17 protein-coding genes are annotated in these 19846 nt (G+C 59.9%); 4 read left to right on the forward strand and 13 right to left on the reverse strand.

What is annotated here, in order from left to right; translation table 11 throughout:
• Nucleotides 1-26: 26 nt before the first annotated feature.
• Nucleotides 27-812 (forward strand): S9 family peptidase, encoded by a 786-nt coding sequence (locus tag J8G15_RS01105; protein WP_210545393.1) that lies wholly within the window; start codon nt 27-29, stop codon nt 810-812.
• On the opposite strand, the gene J8G15_RS01110 is transcribed toward J8G15_RS01105, so the two are convergent.
• From J8G15_RS01110 to moaA, 4 genes are all read right to left on the reverse strand, one after another.
• Nucleotides 809-2719 (reverse strand): diguanylate cyclase, encoded by a 1911-nt coding sequence (locus tag J8G15_RS01110; protein WP_210545395.1) that lies wholly within the window; start codon nt 2717-2719, stop codon nt 809-811. The genes J8G15_RS01105 and J8G15_RS01110 overlap by 4 nt on opposite strands.
• A 217-nt stretch (nt 2720-2936) precedes the next feature.
• Nucleotides 2937-4295: a gephyrin-like molybdotransferase Glp gene (gene glp / locus J8G15_RS01115; RefSeq protein ID WP_210545397.1), complete on the reverse strand. Its 1359-nt coding sequence runs from the start codon at nt 4293-4295 to the stop codon at nt 2937-2939.
• The gene (gene mobA / locus J8G15_RS01120) at nt 4292-4927 is read right to left on the reverse strand and encodes a molybdenum cofactor guanylyltransferase MobA (protein WP_210545399.1); all 636 of its coding nucleotides are present in this window, start codon (nt 4925-4927) and stop codon (nt 4292-4294) included. Before mobA ends, glp begins: the two co-directional genes overlap by 4 nt.
• Before the next feature lies 1 nt (nt 4928).
• The gene (moaA, locus tag J8G15_RS01125; protein ID WP_210545400.1) at nt 4929-6089 is read right to left on the reverse strand and encodes a GTP 3',8-cyclase MoaA; all 1161 of its coding nucleotides are present in this window, start codon (nt 6087-6089) and stop codon (nt 4929-4931) included.
• 111 nt (nt 6090-6200) lie between these two features.
• Here moaA and J8G15_RS01130 point away from each other — a divergent pair, with 111 nt between their 5' ends.
• Nucleotides 6201-7025 (forward strand): HDOD domain-containing protein, encoded by an 825-nt coding sequence (locus J8G15_RS01130; protein ID WP_210545402.1) that lies wholly within the window; start codon nt 6201-6203, stop codon nt 7023-7025.
• A 3-nt stretch (nt 7026-7028) separates the two neighbouring features.
• Here J8G15_RS01130 and J8G15_RS01135 read toward each other — a convergent pair whose 3' ends face one another.
• From J8G15_RS01135 to J8G15_RS01155, 5 genes are all read right to left on the reverse strand, one after another.
• Nucleotides 7029-7595, reverse strand: coding sequence for a hypothetical protein (locus tag J8G15_RS01135; protein WP_210545405.1), 567 nt, complete (start codon nt 7593-7595; stop codon nt 7029-7031).
• Nucleotides 7596-7855: 260 nt separating this feature from the next.
• The gene (locus J8G15_RS01140; protein ID WP_210545406.1) at nt 7856-8989 is read right to left on the reverse strand and encodes an ABC transporter permease; all 1134 of its coding nucleotides are present in this window, start codon (nt 8987-8989) and stop codon (nt 7856-7858) included.
• Nucleotides 8989-10164, reverse strand: coding sequence for an ABC transporter permease (locus tag J8G15_RS01145; RefSeq protein ID WP_210545408.1), 1176 nt, complete (start codon nt 10162-10164; stop codon nt 8989-8991). Before J8G15_RS01145 ends, J8G15_RS01140 begins: the two co-directional genes overlap by 1 nt.
• 23 nt (nt 10165-10187) lie before the next feature.
• Nucleotides 10188-11189 carry a biotin/lipoyl-binding protein gene (locus J8G15_RS01150; RefSeq protein ID WP_210545410.1) on the reverse strand — a complete coding sequence of 334 codons (1002 nt, stop codon included), beginning with the start codon at nt 11187-11189 and terminating at the stop codon, nt 10188-10190.
• Nucleotides 11186-12589: a TolC family protein gene (locus tag J8G15_RS01155; protein WP_210545412.1), complete on the reverse strand. Its 1404-nt coding sequence runs from the start codon at nt 12587-12589 to the stop codon at nt 11186-11188. The genes J8G15_RS01150 and J8G15_RS01155 overlap by 4 nt, the downstream gene beginning before the upstream one ends.
• Nucleotides 12590-12714: 125 nt before the next feature.
• On the opposite strand from J8G15_RS01155, the gene J8G15_RS01160 reads away from it, so the two are divergent.
• A complete protein-coding gene (locus tag J8G15_RS01160) occupies nt 12715-13338 on the forward strand; it encodes a TetR/AcrR family transcriptional regulator (protein ID WP_210545414.1) in 624 nt (207 codons plus the stop codon).
• A 110-nt stretch (nt 13339-13448) separates the two neighbouring features.
• Here the strand turns inward: J8G15_RS01160 and J8G15_RS01165 are convergent, their stop codons facing one another.
• Both J8G15_RS01165 and J8G15_RS01170 read right to left on the reverse strand, forming a co-directional pair.
• On the reverse strand, nt 13449-15518 hold the full coding sequence (locus J8G15_RS01165) for a sodium-translocating pyrophosphatase (protein ID WP_210545415.1): 2070 nt from the start codon (nt 15516-15518) through the stop codon (nt 13449-13451).
• Between the two features lie 228 nt (nt 15519-15746).
• A complete protein-coding gene (locus J8G15_RS01170; RefSeq protein ID WP_210545417.1) occupies nt 15747-16436 on the reverse strand; it encodes a hypothetical protein in 690 nt (229 codons plus the stop codon).
• A gap of 323 nt (nt 16437-16759) precedes the next feature.
• On the opposite strand from J8G15_RS01170, the gene ppa reads away from it, so the two are divergent.
• Nucleotides 16760-17299, forward strand: a complete 540-nt coding sequence (gene ppa / locus J8G15_RS01175) for an inorganic diphosphatase (RefSeq protein ID WP_210545418.1) — start codon at nt 16760-16762, stop codon at nt 17297-17299.
• 103 nt (nt 17300-17402) lie between these two features.
• Here the strand turns inward: ppa and J8G15_RS01180 are convergent, their stop codons facing one another.
• Both J8G15_RS01180 and J8G15_RS01185 read right to left on the reverse strand, forming a co-directional pair.
• Nucleotides 17403-18194 (reverse strand): triacylglycerol lipase, encoded by a 792-nt coding sequence (locus J8G15_RS01180; protein ID WP_210545420.1) that lies wholly within the window; start codon nt 18192-18194, stop codon nt 17403-17405.
• Between the two features lie 29 nt (nt 18195-18223).
• Complete coding sequence (locus J8G15_RS01185; RefSeq protein WP_210545422.1) at nt 18224-19807, reverse strand: wax ester/triacylglycerol synthase family O-acyltransferase; 1584 nt, start codon at nt 19805-19807, stop codon at nt 18224-18226.
• Nucleotides 19808-19846 lie beyond the last annotated feature (39 nt).

Genomic DNA, 19846 nt, shown 5'->3' on the forward strand with positions numbered 1-19846 from the left:
GTGGAGGCCATCAAGAAAGGTGCTTCATGCCCAGTCAACGTGTTGAATTCCCCGGAAGCCTGGGCGAGCCACTCGCCGGGCGGCTCGATACCCCCGACGATGCACCGCGCGCCTGGGCGGTGTTTGCCCACTGCTTTACCTGCTCCAAAGACTCCAAGGCCGCGGCCTACATTGCCCGCGCCTTGGCCGACGCCGGCTACGGGGTGCTGCGCTTTGACTTCACCGGGCTGGGCGGTAGTGGCGGTGATTTTGCCAACACCCACTTCAGCTCCAACGTGGGCGATTTTGTGGCCGCCGCCGACTGGTTGCGCCAAAACCACGGCATTCCCGCGCTGCTGATGGGGCATTCGCTGGGCGGCGCGGCCGTGCTGGCCGCCGCCAGCCAGGTGCCCGATTGCCGGGCCGTGGCCACGCTGGGCGCGCCCTTTGACCCAGCCCATGTGACCCACCAGTTTGGCGATGGTTTGGAGGTGATTGATGAGCACGGCGAAGCCACCATACAACTCGCCGGGCGGCCCTTCAAGATCAAGCGCGAATTCATTGCTGACTTAACGGGCCAGCCTCAGGCCGAGCGTATTCGTCAGCTGCGCCGCCCGTTGATGGTGTTACACGCCCCGGAAGACGCGGTGGTGTCCGTGGACAATGCCCGGCGCATTTTTGAGACGGCCTTGCACCCCAAGTCCTTCATTTCACTGGACGGGGCGGATCATCTGTTGAACAAGCCAGAAGACGCCCACTTTGCAGCGGCATTAATCGCCGCGTGGGCGCAGCGCTACCTGCCTGCCGATGCAACTTCGGCGGCCGGGGGCTAGGTCGCAGCGACCTGCACGCGATTGCGGCCGTCGCTCTTGGCTTGGTAAAGCGCCTTGTCTGCCTCACTCACCAAGTCTTGCGGGCTGGAGTTGCCGGTGGGCATGTCGATGGCCACACCAAAGCTTGCGGTGAACTGGATGGGGTGGCCGTTAATGTCAAGGCGCAGGTTTTCAATCTCAACGCGAAGTTCCTCGGCCACGGCGATGGAGTTCGTCAAACTGGCGTTCACTCGCAGCAGCACAAACTCCTCGCCGCCATAGCGGGCCACCACGTCTTCGGCGCGCAGCATTTTGCTGCGAAGCACCTCGCCAACGGCACGCAAGCATTCGTCACCCGCCGGGTGGCCGTAGGAGTCATTAATTTTTTTGAAATGGTCAATGTCGAAAAGAATGACCGACAAGGAGGTGCCCAGGCGGGCCGCGCGACGATGCTCAGTTTGCAAGGACTGATCAAAAAAGGCGCGGTTGCTGATTTGGGTGAGCCCGTCCGTGGTGGACAGGTGCTGCAGACGAGTGTTGGCGATTTGGAGCTTTTCCAGCGTCTGGTTCAGATCATTGGTGCGGGCCTGCACGCGTTTTTCCAGTTCCACATTGGCGTGTTCCTGGGCTGCAATCAGGGCCGTCTGCGAGGCGCGAGCGGCTCGCTCAATGTCCAGCGCTTCCGACTGAGCTTCAAGGCGCAAAGAGCGGTCCGCGTTGATGCGGTCAGCCAGGGTGATGGACAACAGCACCACCTGCACCAGAATGCCAATTTGGGGGGCATTGTTGCTCCAGAACCCATTGGGAACCAACCCAAATTTTTCGGCCGCCAATACCAACAGGCCAATCAGCACTGCGGTCCATGCCAGGCAGTAAAAGCGTGCAAATTTGGCACCGCGCCACCAGAGCCAATAGCCGAGCAGCAGTGCGATCAAGGCCACAGGGATCGCTAGAGAAGCGCCGATTCGAATCGTGACACTGTAGGGCAGAAAGAAGGTCGAAACAGTCAAGAGGGCACTGATCACAGCCAAGGCATTTAGCAACAGGAAGGCCGCTACCGAGGCGTGCCGAAGCTTTAAAAAACTATTGGCAAATAAACAGGTGAACAGCGCTGAACTGGCGGCGAAAGTTGAAATGGCATAACTGTTCCAGGTCACCGCGTCAGGCCACAGGTAGGCAAAGGCGTAACCCGACAGTGACAGGTGAAACAGCAGGTAGCTGCTGACAAATCCAATGAAGTAGATGTAGCTCAGGTCACGAATCGAGAAAAACAAAAACAGGTTGTAGATCACCATGATCAACAGTACGCCAGCGAACCCCCCTTGCAACAGGCTTTCATCTTGGCTGGCGACTTGAAACGCCAGTGGCTCCCACACTCTGACGGAGGCTTCGATGGTGCCGGTGGAGGCCAGTCGCAGGTAAATCTGGTTGCTGCCCGGCAGCAGTTTGAGCGGCATGACAAAGTGAGGATGACGCACGGGACGAAGGGCGAAAGGCTGGGCATCGCCCAAGGCATAGGTGGTCGTCAGCATACCGTCTACCAGGTGGTAGAGCCGAACCTCATCAAGAAACGGAATGGGCACCTCAACCAGGCGATTCACCGGGCGAACGGAGGTATTCTGCAGGTCGAATCGGAACCAATAGGCATCACTGGTGAAGCCAAAATTAGGCGCAGTGCGGTTGATTGTCTGCCAGCCCGTTTGAGATCTCGTGACTTGATCCGGCGTCATCGTTCGATCCGGGTCAATCAACACGCCCATGCGTGTGGCGACATCAATGCGTGCCGGGCCAGCCTCTGAGAGGGTGAAACCCGGAAAGGTGTCTGACGCCATACTCTGCGCGAACAGGCCGAACGACATCAACCCGGCGGCCCAAAAAAACACCCACCCGCGCAGGAGCTTGTTGATGAGTGCGATGGAAGTTTTCAAGCGATCGGCGGGTAGTGATTGGGCCAAAACTGCGCGCAGAGAGCGCGTTGGCCGGGACCTGTTGGGCTGCGTTGAATCTATCACGATGACGGCACGTTGCCGCATGGTGGATTCCCTAAAGCCACCCAAAAATTCGTGCTCTTTTCTTGTGAGTATCGCCCTGTCTGGCCAGCGAGGATCTACACGGCGCCAGACGTTCTATGGCAGCCACTGGGGTTTAGATCACGCCGTTGAACATCATCACATCCACCTCGTCGCCAGGGGCGACGTTGCCTTGGTCATGGTGGAGCACGATCAAGCCATTGGCTTGCACCATGGAGCTGAGCACGCCAGAGCCCTGGCTGCCGGTGGTTTTGACCCACAGCGCACCATGCGCCGCCGTGGTGACACAGCCACGCTGGTATTCGGTGCGGCCAGGCTTCTTGCGAATGGGCTCTAGGCTGCGGGCCTTTAGCAAAGGCAGGGGATCTGCCTTGGCGCCCATCATCTGCAGCAACGCGGGGCGAACAAAAGCCAGAAAGGTGACCATGACTGCGACCGGATTGCCAGGCAGGCCGAACAAAATGGCTTTGTCCGTGCTGCTCAAGGTGCTGTCAATTGCGTATTGAGCCTCGGTCGAGACATAAGGGCTCGTGGCCAACTTCTCTCTGAAAATCTGACCCACGGCCATGGGCCGGCCGGGGCGCATGGCAATCTTCCAGAAGGCCACGTCGCCCAGCTTTTTCATCATCGCCTTGGTGTAGTCGGCCTCACCCACGCTCACGCCGCCGCTGGTGATGATGGCGTCGGACTGCTCGGCGGCGCCCACAAAGGCGGCTTCCAGCGCGTCGGGCTCGTCCGGGATCACGCCCAGGTCAATCACCTCGCAGCCCATGCGGGTCAGCAGCCCGAAAACGATGTAGCGGTTACTGTCAAACACCGCGCCCTCGCGTGGCGTCTCGCCCAAGCTCAGTATCTCGTTGCCGGTGGAGAAGTACGCCACCCGCAGCTTGCGCAACACAGTGAGTTTCTCAATGCCCAAACTGGCCACTAGCCCCAATGCAGCGGGCGTAAGAAGCTCTCCTTTTTGTAGTGCGGGCTTGCCCTCCATCAGGTCTTCGCCCAGCTTGCGGCGGTTGTCGCCGGTGCGCAGCAAGCCTGCAGGCAGGGTGACGCAGCCTTTGCCGGTGTCGGTTTGCCCCTCAGTCACAAACTCTTGCGGCACCACCGTGTCCAGGCCGGGCGGCATGATGGCGCCCGTCATGATCTTCACGCAGTCGCCCGCGTCGACCGTGCCTTGCCAGGCCTTGCCGGCCAAGGCCGTGCCCACCACCTGCAACACCAGGGGTTGCGTGGCCGACAGTTGCGCGCCATCAAAGGCATAGCCGTCCATGGCCGAGTTGTCGTGCGGTGGCACGCTGATGGGGGAGATCACGTCGCTGGCCAGCACCCGGCCCAGCGCTTCAAAAATATCAACCTCTTCTTGCTCGGTGATGGGTTCCACCAGCTCGCCCAGAAAGGTGTTGACCGTGTTGACGTTCAGGGCTTGCGGGTCGTAGCCGGCCAGTTCAGCGGCAATGTCGTCAATTGTTTTCATACGGCGGGGGATTCCAGTTGCCGCAAATCGGCCAGGGTGTTGGCGTTGGCAAAGGCCTGCGGGTCATCGGCGGGGGAGTCAAAGGGGACGATGACGGTTTTGTGCAGCGCGGTCCAGGCGTCAATCTTGCGTCCACCGTCTTGCGTGAAGCGCACCAGGCTCTCCAGCAGGCCCACGCGCATCATGCAAAACACCGGCTGCGGACGCACTTTGCTCTGGCCGTGTTGATCGGTCTCGAGCGCGCCCACCATGGCAATGTCGGCGTCTTGCTCGTCCAGCGCCTGCGCCAGGCGAGGCACCAGATCCAGCGGCAGCAGTGGGGTGTCGCAGGGCACGGTCACCAAATATGGTGTTTCGCAGCGCTCCAGGCCGGTCAAGAAACCGGCCAGAGGGCCGGCGTAATCCGCCAGACCATCGGGCCAGACGTCGGCGCCAAACGACTCGTAAGCGGAGAGGTTGCGATTGGCGTTAATCAAAATAGTGCCCACACCGCCGCCCATTTGCAGCCGGGTGAGCGTGTGCAGGGCCAGCGGCATGCCATTGAAGTTCTGCAGTCCTTTGTCCACGCCGCCCATGCGGGAGCCGCGTCCGCCGGCCAAAATCAGGCCAGTAATGTCGATTGGGTTGATCAAATCAGCCTCCTATGTAACTCATTTCAACGCGCCGCTGGCCGAGTCCGGTGTCGGGTGCCATGGCGCTTCTTAATTCGGAATAACTGTCGGTGCGCCCCTGCCAGATGTGGGCCACCGCAGAGGTCAAATCCACATCCGACGGGTTGTTGCGGACCAGCGCGCGCAGGTCGTAACCTTGTGAGGCAAACAGGCATAAAAACAGCTTGCCCTCGGTGGACAGGCGGGCCCGGTTGCAATCGCCGCAAAACGCCTGGGTGACGCTGCTAATGACGCCAACCTCACCCGCAGTCTTGTCGTGCTGGCCCGCCGCGTTGGCATAGCCCCAGCGCTCAGCCGTCTCGCCGGGGCTGGACGGGTCAAGCTGGACCAAGGGCAGTTCCGCATGAATCAGCTGCACCACCTCGGCAGAGGGCATCACTTCGTTCATGCGCCAGCCGTTGGTGGCGCCCACGTCCATGTACTCAATGAAGCGCAGCACAATGCCCGTGTCCTTGAAGCGCCGGGCCATCGGCAAGATTTCATGCTCGTTGGTGCCGCGTTTCACCACCATATTGATCTTGATTGGCCCCAGGCCGGCTTCCCGCGCGGCCTCAATGCCCGCCAGCACGTCGGACACCGGGAAGTCCACATCATTCATGCTGCGAAACACCGCGTCGTCCAGCCCGTCGAGGCTGACCGTCACGCGTTGCAGCCCCGCGGCCTTCAGGGCACGGGCTTTGCGGGCCAGCAAGGAGCCGTTGGTGGTCAGCGTCAGGTCCAGCGGCTGGCCATCCAGGGTGCGCAGGGCGGAGAGCTGTTCAATCAAGGCTTCGATGTTTTTGCGCAAGAGCGGCTCGCCGCCTGTGAGGCGAATCTTTTGCACGCCATGGGCTACAAACACCCGCGCCATGCGGGTGATTTCCTCAAACGACAACAGCGCAGAGTGCGGCAGGTAGGCGTAGTCTTTGTCAAAGATTTCCTTCGGCATGCAGTAGTTGCAGCGAAAGTTGCAACGGTCCGTCACGCTGATGCGCAAATCCCGAAGGGCGCGCTGGCGCTTGTCTGTGATCAGGCCGTTGGCCGCCAGCCGGGTCTCGGGTGAAAACGCGGCGGCGGGCGTGGTTAGTGAGCTGGATCGCTGGTCAACCAGTGGCACAACGCGAGGAGGGTGACGTTCAGTCATGGAAGGGGTGCCTGTGTCCGAATGTGACTTGTGATTTTGGCACGTTTTGTCGACTGTCAGGTGGCTCATAATGACCACCGGTTTTCAGATTGAAGAACAGGGGCGCCACCCATGAAACTTGAAGAATTGCTTGCATCCAGCGAGCACTTGCCCAGCATCCCGAAAGTGATTGCCTTGCTGCTCAACGAATTGAGTCGCGATGAGCCCGATTTGCGAAAAATCACGCAAATGATCAACACTGATCCGGTGCTCACCACGCGGCTGTTGCGCTTGGCCAATTCGGCCCAGTTCCAACTGGCCAACAAAATCAGCAGCGTGTCTGAAGCCTTGGCGTTGTTGGGTCTGCGCCAGGTCCATTCGCTGGCCACTGCGGCGGCGGTGGCCGGCGCCTTCAAGGGCATTCAGGGCATGGACATGAACGCGTTCTGGCGCTACAGCCTGAACGTGGCCCGGTTGTCCCGATCGCTCGCGGGCCTGGCCAAGCAGAACCAGGCGGCGGCCTTCACAGCCGGTTTGATTCACGCCACTGGCGAACTGGTCATGCGTTTGGCGTTGTCGGCGGAGATGACGGCCATGGACGCCACCGTGCCGCCGCTGGGGCTGAAGCGCGCCTCGGCGGAGCGAAAACTGCTCGGTTACAGCTTTGCCCAAGTGGGCGCAGGTTTTTCCAGGGAGTGGCAGTTTCCTCAGCCCATTGTGGATGCGCTGGAACATCAGGACGCGCCCTTTGACAACGACGTCTATGAACCCCTCGCAGGGGTGTTGCATCTGGCTGTTTGGCGCTCTCGCGCCCGTGAAGACCGGCTGGAGGAGCAGCGTCTGATCTATTATTTTCCGGATCGTGTCGCCCTGGCCTTGAAGCTGGACCGCGACATGGTGTTTGGAGAAGACCCGCTGGAGTGGAGTTCACAGGCCGACGTTGACGTCATGCTGTGAGCGTCACCGGGTCAGCACGGCCGGGCCCATGTCTTGAAACGGCCCGAGCGGATTGTGGGTGATTTCCACCTCGTTGATGCGGGGTTGACCTCCCCAGCTGCGGTAAACCACTTTGTCGTCGACCAGCAGAATCAAGCCGGTGAAGCGCCAGCCCGTAGTTTCCTGGCGCCTTGAGAAATTGGTGAAATCAGCGAAAAAATTGCCCGTGCGATTTTTGGCAATGCGGGCCGCCGTGAATTCCCAGCCGCGACAGGCATCCCGCGCCTCCAGGCAGGCCAGCACCCCGACATCCAGGTCTTGGCGCTGTATCAGCGCGCTGGGCACAAAGCGGCGCACGATGTCGGCATGGGTCAAGATGACCGTGTTGGGGTAGTGCGGCGGGGCAATGCCCAGCCTTTTCAAATCTTGCACATCGCTTTGCATCGGCACCAGCCCTTCAATGGTCTGGCGAGCCTGCTCAAAGGTTTCAAACGGAGACGATTCGCTTTTGGCGCTGGGCAGCAGAGACGAGCAAGCGCCCAAGAGCAATGGCAACAGCGCAGCGGCAAGGGCAGCTTTGAATATGGACACGTTGGGGCGGGAAAGTTGAGGGCAGTGTTGACTGCATTCTCATTCGCTGGTGCGGCGTGTCAATTGATCCGCGTCAAATATTCTTAAACCCGCTTGACCCCATTCGAGCCGCCAGGGTTTGACCCTGCGGCCATTTTTTAAATGCGGAGATGTCTTTAACGAAAAAAAGGCGCCCAGCCCCCTAGAAGTGAACGCGGGAAGCTATAAAAAATATAGCGAGAAAGCCCCCCGAGCCCAAGTGATCGTGTGATGCGGTGATCTCATTCGCTGCGCAGGGGGGTGCTTGCCACCAGAATCAATCCACCGCTCAGGCCCAGGCCAATCAGCGTGTACAAATAGGTCGAGACGTCCGCCAGCGATGCCCCCATCTGGTTGAGGTGCAGCGCAGCCTGAATGCCTGACGTGCTTGGAAGCAGCCAGCGCAGCCACTGCAGGGCAGTGGGCAAGGCTTCTACTGGCCAGGAAAAGCCCGACAGAAACACCATGGGAAGTGCGCTGAATAACAGCACCTGTATCGCGCGTTCGCGGTCTTTGCACCACGCGCCCAGCAACAAACCCATCGTGCTGATCGTCGGCACATAAAGCGCGAGAAGCACGAGCCCGCCCCACAGGTTGGCCCCGCGCGGGTAGTCTTGCATCACCAGCATCCAGCCGAAATAGAACAAGCCGCTGAGCCAGCCAAAACACGACAATGCCAGAATCCTCGCCAGCCAGCCCGAGGCGCTGGTGCGGTGTTGGTCCGCCTCCACCAGCGCGCCCATCAGCATGGCGGCCCCCATCAGCAGCGTTTGCTGAAGAATCAACACCGCCACGGCGGGTACGACGTAGCTTCCATAGCCTTCTGTAGGGTTGAACAATGCGACCAGTTGGGTGGTGACGGGCTGGCGAGATGCGCGGGCCTGCCCGGCGCTTTGACCCGAAGCTTGAAGTTTTTTGATCTCCACACCCGCCGAGACCGTGCCGATGGCCTCCGAGAAACCATAGAGAACGGCTTTGTTCAAAAGGGCGTAGGCACCATTGCCCTCAATGGTGACAACGGCGGCTTCCCCCCGCACTACATGGCGTTTCAGGTTGGCGGGCAATAGGGCGTAGCCCTTGATGTCTCCCCGCCACAGCGCGTCTTGCGCTTCGGCCTCATTGGCTGTCACTCCGACCAGTGCCAGGCGGGGGCTTGCGCCGGCCAGTCTGGTGATCTGGCGTGACAAGCTGGACTGATCTTGATCGACCACCATGACGGGAATTTGTACGACCGCTTGCCGGGAGTAAGGCCATGGGTAAAAAAAGGCATACACCAGCGGAGCGCCCAGCAGGAGCAGCAACACGCCTTTGTCGCGCAGGATGGCTGTGAGAGTGTTCACCCACATCAGGCGGAAGTCAGTGGCGCCGTGTTTCATTACCGTTGTCCCCAAGTTGCCGGCACCCGGGCCGCGCGCTGCAGAGCCCAGGCGCTTGCCAGCAGGCTCAAGACGGTGGCCACGCCCAAGCCCGCGACGGTGCTCAGCGAATACCGGATGGGGGCCCCCATTTGCAATTGCTCAATTTGAACCCGCACGTAGTGGGTGTAGGGCAGGGCGTACGCCCAGGCCTGCGCCGCTGCTGGCATGGCCACCAAGGGGAAGCCGACGCCACTGAAGGCAAAGGCCGGTGCAGTCACAAAGCCGGTGGTGGAAAGGGCGGTGCGCAGTGAGCGGGTCAGGGCTGCGGCCAGGGCGCCTAACGCTAACGACAATCCCATGAAAACCCACAGCGCAAGCAGCACCCAGGTCAGGGAACCGGGCGGCTGCCAACCGCGCCCATGGGTGAGCCACAGCAGGGCAAAGGTGCCGACGCTACCCAGGCTTAGCAAAGGCCAAACCAGTTTTCCCAGCAGCGCGGCCATCGCCTGCAAGGTGCCCGATGTGGGCGGTAGCCACTCGGCCATGGAGCGGTCCCGCAATTCACGCCCCACGGCCCAGGCCCCCGCCGTCATGGCCAAAATATGCAGCAAGGCAGGGATCAGGGCCGCTGCCAAAAATTGCTCGTAATTCAGGGTGGTGTTGAACAAGGTGAGTGTGCTGGCGCGGACCGGCTCCATCGTGACCTGCACCGCAAGGGCTGACTCGCCCCGCTTTTTTCGTGCCGCCATTTCAATGCCGGCCGACAAAGTGCCCACCACCGTGCGCACATCGCGCTGGATCAAGCCAGAGTGCATGCCGAACTGGGCGTTGTGCAGCAGCGTTACTTGCGCGGTTTGGCCGTGTTTCAGTTTTTGTGAAAAGTCACGCGGAATCGTCACGACCGCATAGACGTCGCCGCGGCGCAGGCTGTGCTCGGCTTCACCTGCGTCCAGCGGGCGCTGCGCCACCTGCAGTCCTGGGGTCGCTTGCAGAAATCGCACCAGCTGGCGTGACAGCACCGAGTGGTCTTGGTCCAGCACCCCAATGGGCAGTTGCTGCGGCAGCCCCGCAGAAAATATCCACCACAACAGGCCCACGGCCAGCGCGGGCACCCAGGAGATCATGGCCAAGTCCCAGGGGCTGGCACGCAGTCGCTGCCATTCCCGGCGCGCACTGTCACTGGCGAATGTCATCAAACGAAGCACGGCAGGTGCACTCAGTTCACCAGCACCGTCATGCCTGGGCGGGCACCGGCAATGGGGGTGATGGGGCGGGCGCGCACCTCAAACGTGCGCGCATCAAAACCCTGGCCAGCGCGAGTGGCTCGCCAGGTGGCAAAGTCCGGCAACACGCCGATAAAAAATACCTTGAAACGCGCCGTCGTTGCGCCGGTTTCAGTCGATGGACTCAGCGCAGGCAGGCGGGCGTCAAACTCGGTGCCCACGGCAAAGCGTTGAAGCTTGTCTTCACGCACGTTCAGCACCACCCACTGGTCTTGCAGGTCCACCACACTGACCACAGCGATGCCCTGCGGCGAGAGTTCACCCACTTTGGCCAGCACCTTGGCCACTTCGCCTGCGACGGGGCTGGTGAGTTGGGTCTCGGCTTGCGCGGCTTGGACTTCAGCGACGACGCCGGCGACCTGACGCACTTGTGCGTTGGCAGCGGCCTTGTCCTCGGGGCGGGCGCCAGCACGAGTCATGTCGTATTGGGCCTGGGCGGCGGTGGCTCCATCGCGGGCCGCCTTGAAGTTGGCGTCGGCTTCGTCACGTTTTTGGGCTGCAATCAGCCCCTCTTTGGCCAAGCCGTCTACCCGCTTGAGCGAAATTGCCGCCAAGTCAGCGGCGGTCTGGGCGCGTTGCCAGTTCATCTTGGCCATCTGGACTTCTTGCTCACGCGCACCGTGCGCAGCTTTACTGGCAATGGCCTGTGCGGCTTCATGGGCGGCAGTGGCTTGAGCCAGCTTGGCCCGCACTTCAGGGCTGTCCATGCGCATTAACAAGGTGCCCACCTTAATGTGGTCGCCTTCCTTCACCAGAATTTCGCCAATACGGCCCGAGATCTTGGGCGCAATGTCGGTTTCGTGTGCCTCCATCTGACCCTGAAAAAACTCGGGTTGGGGCTGGGTGGCCTGCCATAGGCCGTAGCCCAGTGCAGCGACGAAACCCAAGCCGGCAAGACTCAGGGCGATTGTTTTTAGGGTTGGTTTCATGGTCATGGCAGCGTGATGTCGGCGCGGGTAATGTAGGTTTGAAATTGGTCGGACAAGCCACAGCTTTCCAGCAGGCGGGCCAGCGCCAGCACGTAGTCATAGGCCGCCTGGGCGCGTTCGGTTTTGACTTTGGCCTGGTTGACTTCGGCGTCAATCAATTCCAGCGCGGTCCCCGTGCCCTCGCGCAGGGCCACGGTACGAAGGCGAAGCACCTCGGCGGCCAGCTCAGTTCCGGGTTGGGTGGCGCTGAACTGGCGCTGGCCATTGATCACGGCGCGCCAGTTTTTTTCGACCAGCAGGGCAATATCGCTGCGTGCCTGGGCATCGGTGTGCTCGGCTTGCTCAATGCGCTTTTGCGATGACGCGGCCATGGCATTGCGATCAATGGCGTCAAACAGGGTCCAGCGCACGCCAATGCCGGCTACCCAGTCGGCCGGGCCGGTTTGCAGTTCGCGCCGTCCAAACGCAAAAATTTGGGGTTTGCGCAGCGCCTCACCGCTTTCGTGCAACTGCTCGGCTTGGGCCTTGCGCGCTGCAACCTTCGCCAGGCCGGGATGGCGGAGTTGAGATGCATCCACAAAATAAGAGAGGGGCTCTATGCCCTCGCTCAGCACAAACAGCGGGCTGCTGGCGCTGACAGGCGCTTGGGCCTTAACGGTGCGTGCCAAGGCTGTAGCAGCCAATTCGGCGTCGTCATGGGCTTTGAGGGCATTGCGCCGTGCGTCTTCGAGCGCCACTTTGGTTTGCAACTGTTCCATTCGAGAGATGACACCAGCGGCGAGCATTTTCCCGACGGCCGCGTCATGCTGGACGATGTCGTCCAGTGCGGCCTGACGCAGCCGGGCTGCTTGCTGCGCCAATTGGGCGCCGAAATAGCGTTGCACCAACAGCGTTGCCAATTCATGGGTGGTTTGGGCCGCGTCTGCTTGGGCTTCACTCACCTGGGCTTTGGCAAACAGGCGCGCAGCGTCCGTGGCGCCGCCGACGTATATCGGCCAGACCGCGGACACGGACGCATTGCTGGCTGTGGACTGACGGTTGTAACTGTAGGTAGACGGCAGTTGTGGCACTGACAGAGGAATGGGCAGGCTTTGAAGCGGAATCGGCAGCTGCTGCTCCAACTGGTTGATGCGCTGGTTCACGCTGTCCAGATTCACTGCCAGTGTGGCGTTGTAGGCAAAGGCGTTGGCCGACATGCTGACGGTGGGGCCGCCCATACCCTGTAGCCCCTGCACCTGAAACACTTTACTTTGCACGGCCGCGTCGGCGGCGGCAAGTTTGTCAGAGTCGGTTTGCAGGCGCTGCCAGGCGGTCTCAAAGGTCATGGGCTGCGCCATGGTGCTGAGCGAGAGCACAGTCAGCAGGCTGAAGGCACTGAGGCTTAGTGGCAGGCGATGGAGTGACATAGAGGCGGTACGGTTTGGATTTGAAAGTGGTTGATTCATAATTGGTACTGTTTCGTACCAATGCGGTTGAATGATCGAATAAAATTGTGGTACTGTCAAGTACCAATTTCTACATAGAGTGTTTTATGAACAACAACACACCCTTCAACCCCGGCTTGAACGATTCAGCCGTGTCTTGGCCCGAGACCAGCGAAGCGCGCCTGCGTTTGTTGGAAGGGATGGCCAAAGCCGTGACGGACAAGGGGTACGCCAACACCACCATTGCCGACATCGTGCGAGAGGCTGGCGTCTCAAGGCGAACGTTTTATGAGCAATTCACCACCAAAGCCGATTGCCTGGTTGCCTCGTATGAGGCGGCCAGCCGGCATGCGCTGACAGCCTTGCAGGCGTCAATTGACCCGGCACGCAGCTGGCCAACCCAGGTCACCCAGGCCATGACGGCTTACCTGGAATGTCTGGCGAGCAATCCGGTGCTGATGCGCACCCTGTTCGTGGAAATTCTGGGTCTGGGAACCATCGGCATGCAGGCACGCCGCCGGGTGAACCGTGAAATTGCCGATTTCATGTGTGAGGTGATCAATGGCCGCGAGGGACGCATTGTGCTGCCGCCCGACATGGCCATGGCCGTCGTGGGTGGGGTGAATGAGTTGGTGCTTCAAGCGTTTGAGCAAGATCGCCTGCATGACATGGCCCCCATTGCCGAGACCGCCAGTACTTTGATTCGGGCCGTCGTCGCGTTTCCGAAGTGAAAGTTGTAGAAAAAGACCCGTAGCCCCCGTGAAATAAGCCTGAAACGCTATCAATTTTAAAGTAAAAAACCCGCCGAAGCGGGTTTGGTTTTGGTTGGCAGACCTAAGGCTTAGCCGCCGTGAATTTTCATCATCAAGGGCACGATCAGCAACGCCACAATGTTGATGATCTTGATCAAGGGGTTGATGGCCGGGCCGGCCGTGTCTTTGTAGGGGTCGCCCACGGTGTCGCCGGTAACGGCCGCTTTGTGCGTCTCGGACCCTTTGCCGCCGTGGTTGCCGTCTTCAATGTACTTCTTGGCGTTGTCCCAGGCACCGCCGCCGGTGCACATTGAAATGGCCACAAACAAGCCGGTCACGATGGTGCCCATCAGCAAGCCACCCAGGGCTGCTGGGCCCAACACCAGTCCCACCACAATGGGAACTACCACAGGCAGCAGCGACGGAATCATCATTTCGCGAATGGCGGCGGTGGTCAGCATGTCCACCGCTTTGCCGTACTCGGGCTTGGCCGTGCCTTCCATGATGCCGGGAATCTCCCGGAACTGACGGCGTACTTCCACCACCACGCTGCCCGCAGCGCGGCCCACAGCCTCCATCGCCATGGCGCCAAACAGGTAGGGAATCAGGCCGCCAATGAACAAGCCAATGATGACCATCGGGTTGCTCAAGTCGAAGCTGATGACCTTGCCGTAGGCTTCCAGTTTGTGCGTGTAATCAGCAAACAGCACCAGTGCCGCCAAACCGGCTGACCCAATGGCATAGCCCTTGGTCACCGCCTTGGTGGTGTTGCCCACCGCGTCCAGCGGGTCGGTGATGTCACGCACGCTGGCAGGCATTTCGGCCATTTCAGCAATGCCACCGGCGTTGTCGGTAATGGGGCCATAAGCGTCCAGCGCCACCACAATGCCGGCCATGCTCAGCATGGAGGTTGCTGCAATGGCAATGCCATACAGGCCCGCCAAGGTGTAAGCCGTCCAGATGGCCATGCACACAAAAATCACGGGCCAAGCCGTGGAGCGCATGGAAACGCCCAAGCCCGCAATGATGTTGGTGCCGTGCCCGGTGGTAGACGCCTGGGCAATGTGCTTCACCGGCGGGTACTGCGTGCCGGTGTAGTACTCGGTAATCCAAACCAAGGCAGCGGTCAGCACCAGGCCCACGGCACAGGCGCCAAACAGGCGCATCTGGCTGCCGGTGGCGGTGATGGAGTTGTCGGGCATCAGCCACATGGTCACAAACAGAAAGGCCACCAGTGACAAGCCACCGGCCACGGCCAAGCCTTTGTAAAGCGCGGGCATCACGTTTTTCATGCCCGGAGTGGCTTTGACAAAGAAGCAGCCAATGATGGACGCCACGATGGACACCGCGCCCAGCGCCAGTGGGTATACCACGGCGGCCGTGCCAGCGCCGGTCACCATCAAGGCGCCCAGCACCATGGTCGCAATCAGCGTCACGGCGTAGGTCTCAAACAAGTCAGCGGCCATGCCGGCACAGTCGCCCACGTTGTCGCCCACGTTGTCGGCAATCACGGCCGGGTTGCGGGGGTCGTCTTCAGGAATACCTGCTTCCACCTTGCCCACCAAATCGGCGCCTACGTCAGCCCCCTTGGTGAAAATGCCACCGCCCAAACGGGCAAAGATAGAAATCAGTGACGAGCCAAACGCAAAACCAATCAGCGGATTGAGCAGCGTGGCCAAATTCTTGTCGGGCGTGAAGTTTCCGTTGCCCACCAGAAACCAGTAGAACCCGGTGACGCCCAGCAGGCCCAGACCCACCACCAGCATGCCCGTGATGGCGCCGCCCCGAAACGCCACGTCCAGCGCGGGGCCAATGCCCTTGGTGGCGGCCTGCGCCGTGCGCACATTGGCCCGCACCGACACGTTCATGCCAATAAAGCCGCAAGCACCCGACAGCACTGCGCCTACGACAAAGCCGATGGCGCTGGTGGAATCCAGAAAAAGGCCAATGAGAATCGCCAGAACCGCACCCACCATGGCAATGGTTTTGTACTGGCGGGCTAGGTAAGCGGCGGCGCCGGTTTGAATGGCCGCTGCAATTTCTTGCATCCGGTCATTGCCTGCGTCTTGAGAAAGAATCCAGCTTCGGGCCCAAACCCCGTAGCCCACAGCAATCAAGCCGCAGATAAGCGCCAAAATCAGCGCTGCGTTGCCTGTCATAGGTGTCACTCCTTGTGTTGTCTCGCGAGGTGGTGGTGCAACGCTAGCGGCACCACCGCTGCGTTGCTTCCTCGCAAAAACATCAATGAACCCATGATGCAGGCGATTGGCCAACCGAATCACTGTACCGTGAAAAGCGGCAAATCTTGTGACGAACAGGTGACGAAGGCGTCAATTCAGGGTTTATCCCGAGAGGACTGGGCGGGGATTCCCCGTGCTCAGAAAATCTTAGACGCCACCTTGGATTCCAATGGGAGTGAATTTTGGAAGGTCTACGGCTGCGCGCTTTGCGTGCCCAAGCAGCTTAGTTCGAAGCAAAAGAAAGGATTTTTCGTTGGTGATCGATCGGAGGTCCGAACGCAAGCGAACACGGTCATCCATCGAAATGTAGGGCGAGATGATCTCGATGGCTCGCTCGGACCAATTAGAGGTTTCTCGTGTGTAGAGAATTTGCCAAGTGGTCAGCAGGAAGATAAAGGAAGCAGAAAGTGTAAATGGCAGAAGCTGCCGTAGTATTTTCCGACGAATCCGACCAATACCCTGAGAAATCGTTTCCAAACTCTCCACTGCAGTAGGTTTAGCGCCAGATTGATTTTTTTCGAGTGTGCCTACGTCGCGCCATAGAGTGAACGTCAAGTAGAGTGGCCCAGCAATGAAAATGATCTCAATGAGACTGAATAGTGGAACTTGAAGTAGATCGGTGTGAAGCTTCCCAATATCTCGGTAGAGGTAGTCGACATAGCCGCCCCACAATGAAGAGATCAAAGTTAGCGTCATGTTGCCGACAGCGAGAAAAGCGTCCTTTAGAAAAAACTCCCACAACCCACTTCCGAGGGCTCCCAAAAAAAGTGTTGTGACCACCGTTCGGGCAGTTCGCCCGGCCTTGCTTCCTTTTAGGATATCTATTGGTTGGTTCATTTTCAGTGTGCGAACTAGCGTTGGACGTTTGGAGTAAAGAGAAGTCTGGAGTTGAATTATCGGTTTGAGCTAGGCGTATGAACGCGTCTCAATGACTATTTGCGTATGCAGTCTGACCTCGTGATCGGGATCTGCCCATCCCCTAATTGGGGGAGATCCCTTGAGGCAACTCACTTTCCCTTTCAAACTGCGCCGGCTTCAACCTCCGCAGGCCCGTCAAATCTCTATCACGCACCCATTTGGAAGCCTGCCGTAAGTGAGGTCGGTAAAATCCGGGGTTAGCCCTTTACGGTCACCGACTTAACTCAATCGAAAAAAGCACTATGTCACTTGATAACGTCACCCCCGGAAAAAATGTTCCCGAGTCATTCAATGTGATCATCGAAATTCCGATGAACGCGGATCCGGTGAAGTACGAAGTGGACAAGGCCACCAGCGCCATTTTTGTGGACCGCTTCATGAGCACGGCCATGCATTACCCCACCAACTACGGTTACGTGCCCAAGACCATTTCAGGTGACGGCGACCCGGTCGACGTGTTGGTGATCACCCCCGTGCCCTTGATTCCTGGCGTGGTGGTGACCTGCCGTGCCATCGGTATCTTGAAGATGACCGACGAAGCCGGTGAAGACGGCAAAGTGTTGGCGGTGCCCATCGACAAAATCTTGTCGATCTACTCCCACTGGAAGAAGCCGGAGGACATGAACCCGATTCGTCTGAAGACGATTGCTCACTTCTTTGAGCACTACAAAGACCTGGAGCCAGGCAAGTGGGTCAAGGTTGAAGGCTGGGAAGGCCCAGAGTCAGCGCACAAAGAAATTCTGGACGGCATTGCCAATTACGAAAAAGACGCAAAGAAATAAGAGGCTTTTGATGCTTTAGCCCTTGCACACCCTGCGGGGCTAGCTATCAAAAACAAAGCGCCTGCGCGTGGCAACACGGCAGGCGCTTTTTTTGTGTCCGGCCTCAGCGATTGGGGTCGGGAAAGATCATGCCGTGCAAGCCGCGCTTGCGCTCGAACGGTTTCCATTGGCCCTCAGGCTGGGCCAGGCGGTCTGCCACGGCCCACCAGGTGCTGGGGTTCAGGCCCAGGCCCAAGTGGCTGGCAATCACTTCCAGATTTTCTGTTTTGCGGTTGGCGCGGCTGGGGGCTTGCATGCTGGCGGACCAGGCCACCACACCGTCAGTGCGCGAGAAGATGGAGGTGGTGGGCACAGGCGGCGCGGTGGGCAAGTCAAATTTGGCCACCTCTTGGTGAATGTCGCGCCCGCTGGTCAGCTCATAGAGCCGCCAAGCGTTGGTGCTCAGGTGTGAGCCTGAAAACGGCGTGCCCATGGTAATGACGCAGCGCACGCAGTCGGGCAGTTGTTTGGCCAGCTCGCGCGCGTAAACACCGCCCAGGCTCCAGCCAATGAGGCTGACCTTTTGGCCCGAAGCCTCAAACGTGTCTCTGACCTGCTGGATGGCGGCCGACAAAACACCGGCTCTGGGGCCAAAGTTGAAGCCCTGGTTCCAGCCGGACATGTCATAGCCCAGGTTATCCAAAAAGCCGCGCAAGGGCAGGGTGGAGCCGTCGCTGGCGGACAGGCCTGGGAACACAATGATGGAGTGGCCGTCGCCCGCGGGCGCTTGGCTAAGCAGTGGCCAGGCGGGCACCACGGCGCCAAATTCCCAAAGTGCCCGAAATTCCATGGCCATCAGCCAGGGGCTGGGCGCCAGCGCCGGTTGGTCGGTCTTGCGTGAAAACTGGTCTGCCATGTTCTGTCTTCAGTCCGTCAAAGCGGTCGTCAGGTGGCCGCTGCCGGGGATCTGCGACGGGTTGTTTTTTGAACAGTAGCAGTTTTTTTGGCGCCCGCGGGCGGCTTAGGGGCGCTTTTGGCAGGTGTTTTGCGAGGCGCCGTCACTTTGGTGACTCGCTTTCGCGCCGGGGGCGTGGGCGCGACCAGCATGGTGCGTGCTTCTTCAAAAGCCTGGGTCAAGGCATCGCTCAATTCTTGAGCGTGGGGCAACGCTTGCGGGTCGCTAATAATGCCAAAGTCGACCTGGCCGGCGTAGGTTTGAATGGTGATGTTCAGGGCCAGACCATGCGTGACGATGGATAGGGGGTGAAAGGTCAGCAGTCTGGCGCCGGCCATGTAGAGCGGTATTTGCGGCCCCGGCACGTTGCTGATGACCAGGTTGGCGGGCATGGGCAAGCGGTGCGAGAGCCCGGTGGCGGTGTAGGTTTTGTAGGCGGCTTTCGCCAGACCACCGACCAGCCATGGCGCCAGCAGGGAGGGGTAGTCGGTGGGAATCAGGCCTTTCAGGTCGGTGCGGGCGGTTTTGACCTTGAGGGTCGATGCCTGGATGGCCGCCAGGCGTTGCAATGGGTCTTCCAAGTGGGTGCCCAGGGCGACCACCGTCATGGAGGCCTGGGTGTTGAGGTCTTGATTGCCCTCTTCGCGCAGGCTGATGGGCATGGCCGCCAGCAGTGACTTCTTCGGCAGATCGTTGTGTTGGGCGAGGTAGTTTCGAAGCGCGGTTGAGCACAACCACAGAACCACGTCGTTAAAGGAGGCGCCCACGGGTTTGCCAATGGCACGGCATTCTGTAAACGACACCCGAGCGGTGGCAAAGCTGCGCTGGGTGCTAACCGCAACGTTGAAATCCGTCATGGGCGCGAGCTGGATGGGGAGCTTTCGCTTGGCTTGCCCGTCTGGTGAATCGCCCGTGGGTTTGCTCAAGGTGGCCGTCAGCGCTTTGGCGACCTGGGGAATGGCCTTGAAGAGGCCTTTGTACTGGCTGACCGAGCCTGAGATGACTTCGCCCAGCATGGCCAGGGGCCCGGGCTGATCAGGGTTTTGTGCGGCGAAGGACGTCGGTGGTGGCGGGACGTCGCGCGGGGTCGCGCTGGTGTCCAAAATGGCCTGGGTGAGCACGGTGCCGCCTTTGCCGTCCAGCGCGGCGTGGTGAACCTTGGAATACAGGCCGGCACAGAGGCTGCCATCCGGGCGCTTGATGCGCTCAAACACATGAAATTCCCACAAGGGCTGGGTGCGGTCGATCAGCTGGCTGTGCATTTCGGCGCAATGCGTTTCGGCCTCGCGCACGGTCAGTGCTTTGCCCTTGATTTGCCTGATGTGAAAGTTCAGGTCAACGTCGGGGCAGTGCACCCAGCTGGGGTGGCCCAGCTCAAGCGGCATCAAGGCCAGCTTTTGGCTGAATATGGGGGCCAGGTGCAGGCGCTTGGCGATATGCTTTTTGATCGCGGCGTGAAAGCTTCCCTTTTGGGCCACAGGGCGCTCATACAGGCAGAAAGACCCAATGTGCATGGGGGTTTCAGGCGTCTCAAGGTACAAAAACGAGGCGTCCAGGCCGCTGAGTGTGTTCATGGGGTCTCCGTGTTTCCCTGCCTATTCTGCGCCTCAAGG

The organism is Rhodoferax sp. PAMC 29310 (assembly GCF_017948265.1).
GTDB lineage: Bacteria > Pseudomonadota > Gammaproteobacteria > Burkholderiales > Burkholderiaceae_C > Rhodoferax.

Excerpts from the sequence above, each read along its gene's own strand:
- J8G15_RS01145 (WP_210545408.1), bottom strand. The coding sequence starts at position 10,164 with ATGACATTCGCCAGTGACAGTGCGCGCCGGGAATGGCAGCGACTGCGT.
- J8G15_RS01185 (WP_210545422.1), bottom strand. The coding sequence starts at position 19,807 with ATGAACACACTCAGCGGCCTGGACGCCTCGTTTTTGTACCTTGAGACG.
- ppa (WP_210545418.1), top strand. The coding sequence starts at position 16,760 with ATGTCACTTGATAACGTCACCCCCGGAAAAAATGTTCCCGAGTCATTC.
- J8G15_RS01180 (WP_210545420.1), bottom strand. The coding sequence starts at position 18,194 with ATGGCAGACCAGTTTTCACGCAAGACCGACCAACCGGCGCTGGCGCCC.
- J8G15_RS01155 (WP_210545412.1), bottom strand. The coding sequence starts at position 12,589 with ATGTCACTCCATCGCCTGCCACTAAGCCTCAGTGCCTTCAGCCTGCTG.
- J8G15_RS01150 (WP_210545410.1), bottom strand. The coding sequence starts at position 11,189 with ATGACCATGAAACCAACCCTAAAAACAATCGCCCTGAGTCTTGCCGGC.
- J8G15_RS01105 (WP_210545393.1), top strand. The coding sequence starts at position 27 with ATGCCCAGTCAACGTGTTGAATTCCCCGGAAGCCTGGGCGAGCCACTC.
- J8G15_RS01170 (WP_210545417.1), bottom strand. The coding sequence starts at position 16,436 with ATGAACCAACCAATAGATATCCTAAAAGGAAGCAAGGCCGGGCGAACT.
- J8G15_RS01130 (WP_210545402.1), top strand. The coding sequence starts at position 6,201 with ATGAAACTTGAAGAATTGCTTGCATCCAGCGAGCACTTGCCCAGCATC.
- J8G15_RS01165 (WP_210545415.1), bottom strand. The coding sequence starts at position 15,518 with ATGACAGGCAACGCAGCGCTGATTTTGGCGCTTATCTGCGGCTTGATT.
- moaA (WP_210545400.1), bottom strand. The coding sequence starts at position 6,089 with ATGACTGAACGTCACCCTCCTCGCGTTGTGCCACTGGTTGACCAGCGA.
- J8G15_RS01140 (WP_210545406.1), bottom strand. The coding sequence starts at position 8,989 with ATGAAACACGGCGCCACTGACTTCCGCCTGATGTGGGTGAACACTCTC.
- J8G15_RS01160 (WP_210545414.1), top strand. The coding sequence starts at position 12,715 with ATGAACAACAACACACCCTTCAACCCCGGCTTGAACGATTCAGCCGTG.
- glp (WP_210545397.1), bottom strand. The coding sequence starts at position 4,295 with ATGAAAACAATTGACGACATTGCCGCTGAACTGGCCGGCTACGACCCG.